The 3,087-nt window shown below is 71.8% G+C and carries 3 protein-coding genes; all 3 read left to right on the top strand.

Translation table 11 applies throughout. The annotated features are described in order from the left end of the window. Positions 1–430 precede the first annotated feature (430 nt). From GA0115259_RS27410 to GA0115259_RS27400, 3 genes are read left to right on the top strand one after another with little or no spacing between them, the layout of a single operon-like run. Positions 431–895, top strand: a complete 465-nt coding sequence (locus GA0115259_RS27410; protein ID WP_093602008.1) for a hypothetical protein — start codon at positions 431–433, stop codon at positions 893–895. A 21-nt stretch (positions 896–916) separates the two neighbouring features. After that, complete coding sequence (locus tag GA0115259_RS27405; protein WP_141716704.1) at positions 917–1,675, top strand: hypothetical protein; 759 nt, start codon at positions 917–919, stop codon at positions 1,673–1,675. Continuing rightward, a complete protein-coding gene (locus tag GA0115259_RS27400; protein ID WP_256098167.1) occupies positions 1,672–2,964 on the top strand; it encodes a phosphoadenosine phosphosulfate reductase family protein in 1,293 nt (430 codons plus the stop codon). The genes GA0115259_RS27405 and GA0115259_RS27400 overlap by 4 nt, the downstream gene beginning before the upstream one ends. Positions 2,965–3,087 lie beyond the last annotated feature (123 nt).

Here is a 3,087-nt window from a genome sequence, read left to right as displayed (position 1 = left end):
CGCCTGGTCCGGGCTCGGCGCCCGCCGGGCCGCCTCCAGGGCCTGCCCGTAGGTGATCCGGGCACCGGGGGCGCGCTGCATCTGACGGGCGCGCTGCTGGGCGGTGGTGCGTCGTTTGGTCATCAGGGTCGGCTCCTCGGCCGCGGCGCGGGGCGCCCACATCGTGCCGCGGCTGAAGCGCGTAGGCAGACCGGCAACTGCGCGGGGTCCGCAAACCCTCGCCGCCGCGAGTGCCGCTGCGCGTCTGGCCAGGGGGTCATCGTAGAGCCTCACGCGGGTCCGGCAAGCCGAATTCACCGCTTCACGCGCCTGTGCGCCCCCACAAATTTCGACACATAAAACTTGACTCAAGACCCTATTTCAAGATATGCTTTATGTGTCGCCGGGTGGTGTGGCGGCTACCAGTGACGCTCCCGCGAAGGACTCGCCCTTGACTCTCGCCTCTGTCCTCGACGAAGCACTGACGGCCGCCACCGACCCGGAGGATCCGGTCGTACGGGACGTGTTCCGCCGGGCCGGCCTGCTGTGGCAGTGCAAGAACCCCGCCTGCCGCGACGACAACCCGCGCGGGACCCGCCTGTGCGACGGCTGCGGCTACATGCCCAACGGGCGCCGCATCAGCGACCTGCGGCCGCCCCTCGTCAGCCCCGCCGAGCTCGAAGAGATCCGCACCACCCTGCGTCGGCACTTCACCGCGACCGGCGAAGAGCGCCCCGACGCGGTGTCCTTCGACCTCAACTCGCTCAAGGAGTGGGCGCCGCACTTCGCGACCCTCCACTTCGCTGCCCGGGCCGTCCCGGCCGACCTCTCCGACACCGAGGTCGCCGAACTCCTGGAGGTGCTGGAGCGGGCACCGGACTTCGGCGCGGTCCTGCGCGTCGCCCTGCACGACTGACCATCGAGGAGGTTCACGGACATGACCCCAACTCCCCCCAGCAGCCGCCAGCGCGGTTGGATGTTCACCGCGCTCGGTGACAACGACCTGCTGATGCCCGAGGACATCCCCGCCCGGTCGCTGGCCACCATGGCCCGGCGCGAGTGGATCCAGCCGGAGTCGGGCGGAGCACCGGGCCCGGTCCGCTACTCCCTGACGGCAGAGGGCCGTGCCGCGCTGCTGACCGTGCCGAAGCTCAACGCCCTGCTCGGCGCGGAAGCCACCGGTCGCATCTCCCCCGCCGTCGCCTGGCCGACGCTGGAGTCCCTGCTGCGCGAGGGCCTCGTTGTCCGGCTCACTGACCACGGCGTCCCCGGTACCGCAGCCGACCCCGCCTACATCAGCGTGCTGGGCCGTCGTCTGGCGGGAGTTCCCGCCGTCGACGAACGCCCGGCCTCTCAACTGCTGATCGAGGCGCTCGCCGCACGCGGGATCGAGGCGTCGGTGGAGAGCGACAAGGCAGGCAACAGTCACGTCGCCCACCGCGCCCCCGGTTTTGAGGTCCTCTTTTACCGGGTGCTCGGTTCCGGAGAGAGCTACAGCGCCAACCACCCGGCGTGGATGCACGGCGGCTGGTACGGGTTCGTCGACGACGGCGACTACGCCGAACTGCTGGTCAGTGACCGCACCGGTATGGACTGCGCCGCCGACAGCTCCAGGGCGGCCCACGCCCTGGCCGCCCTCCTGAGCGCCCGGACTCCCGTACCGGCTGCGGCGCCCGCCTGCGGGGCGTCCCGGTGAACGTGGCCACTCGGCTGCGGCTGCTGGAGCACGCCAGGCTCGCCGACGTCGCCGACAGCGCCCTGACCCGGGCCGAGAGCAAGCACCGCACCATCCTCGGCGCCCGCGAGGATGCCTTCGCCGACCTCGGCCACTGGCAGCACGCCGCTTCCACCGCAGGCGACGACTACCAGCACGCCGCCCTCACCCTGCAGCAGACGCTCGCCACCTACCAGCAGCTCTCCGACACCGAGCTCGCGGCCGCCGGACGGCGCCGGCGCGCGGCCACGGCGGTCCGCACCGCCCACGACCGCTTCGCCCAGGCCTGGAGCACGGCCGCAGCAGGCCCCCTGGGCGACGGTGGGCACCGCACGGCGACCGAGCGTCTCCTGGACGAACTCGCCTCCATGCCGCCGGAGTTGCTGCGGGCGGTGTCGGCCATCACGGTGCAGTCCAGTGGCGGCAAGGACTCGGTCGTCGTGGTGGACCGCATCGCGACCTGGGCGATGGAGGCCGGCTGCCTGGAGAAGGTGGTCGTCGTCCACGCCGACCTGCAGGGCGCCGACTGGCCGGGTGTCCGCGAGCTCGCCGAGCGCCAGGCCCGCCGCTACGGGCTGCGGTTCGTCACGGTCCGCTCGCCCAAGACGTTCCTGTCGATGGTCGAGGGCCGGGGGATGTTCCCCGATGCCCAGAACAGGCTGTGCACCGCGACGCTGAAGAGGGACGAGGCGGCGAAGCTGTTCACCGAGATCGCCGGGGCCCTCAACCTGGACGAACAGGCTGTCATCCTGAACTGCTTGGGGATCCGGGCCGCCGAGTCCCCGGCCCGACGCCGCAAGCGGCACCTGGCCATCGACAAGCGGGCCAGCACCCGGCGCCGGCTCGTCCTGACCTGGCACCCCGCGTTCGACCTCACCGAAGCGGACATCTGGGAGCAGATCGCCTCCCGCACCCTGGAGTACCACCCCGTCTACGACACCAACATCCCCCGCCTGAGCTGCACGTACTGCATCCTCGCGCCGTTCGAGGTACTCGTCGAGGCCACCCGCCTGTGCTGGCTGTGGAAGCTGGACACCCCGGCCGCGTACGTCGACGTCGAGCAGCGGATCGGCCACCGCTTCACCCACAAGTTCTCCCTCGCCGATGTCGTCGCCGAGGCACGCCGCCGGCACGAGACGGACGGTCCCCTCGCCTTCGAGCCCGGCGACGCGATCCGCCGTCACGTCGGCGAACAGGCCGCCACCGCGTACCTGGAGCGCCTGGGCCTGACCCGCACCGGTTATCTCGCCCGCTTCGGCCTCGCCGCCTGACCCGTCCCGGAAGGAACGCCAGCCCGTGTCCTTGACCCGCCGCCCCACCGCCCCGACCGCCTGCCGCCACTGCGGCCTCGACCGGGACGGCCACTTCCAGCGGTGGACCACCGATGCCGGCTG

It is taken from the genome of Streptomyces sp. MnatMP-M17 (genome assembly GCF_900091995.1).
Classification (GTDB): Bacteria; Actinomycetota; Actinomycetes; order Streptomycetales; family Streptomycetaceae; genus Streptomyces.
This window is presented reverse-complemented; position numbering and strand designations above follow the sequence as displayed.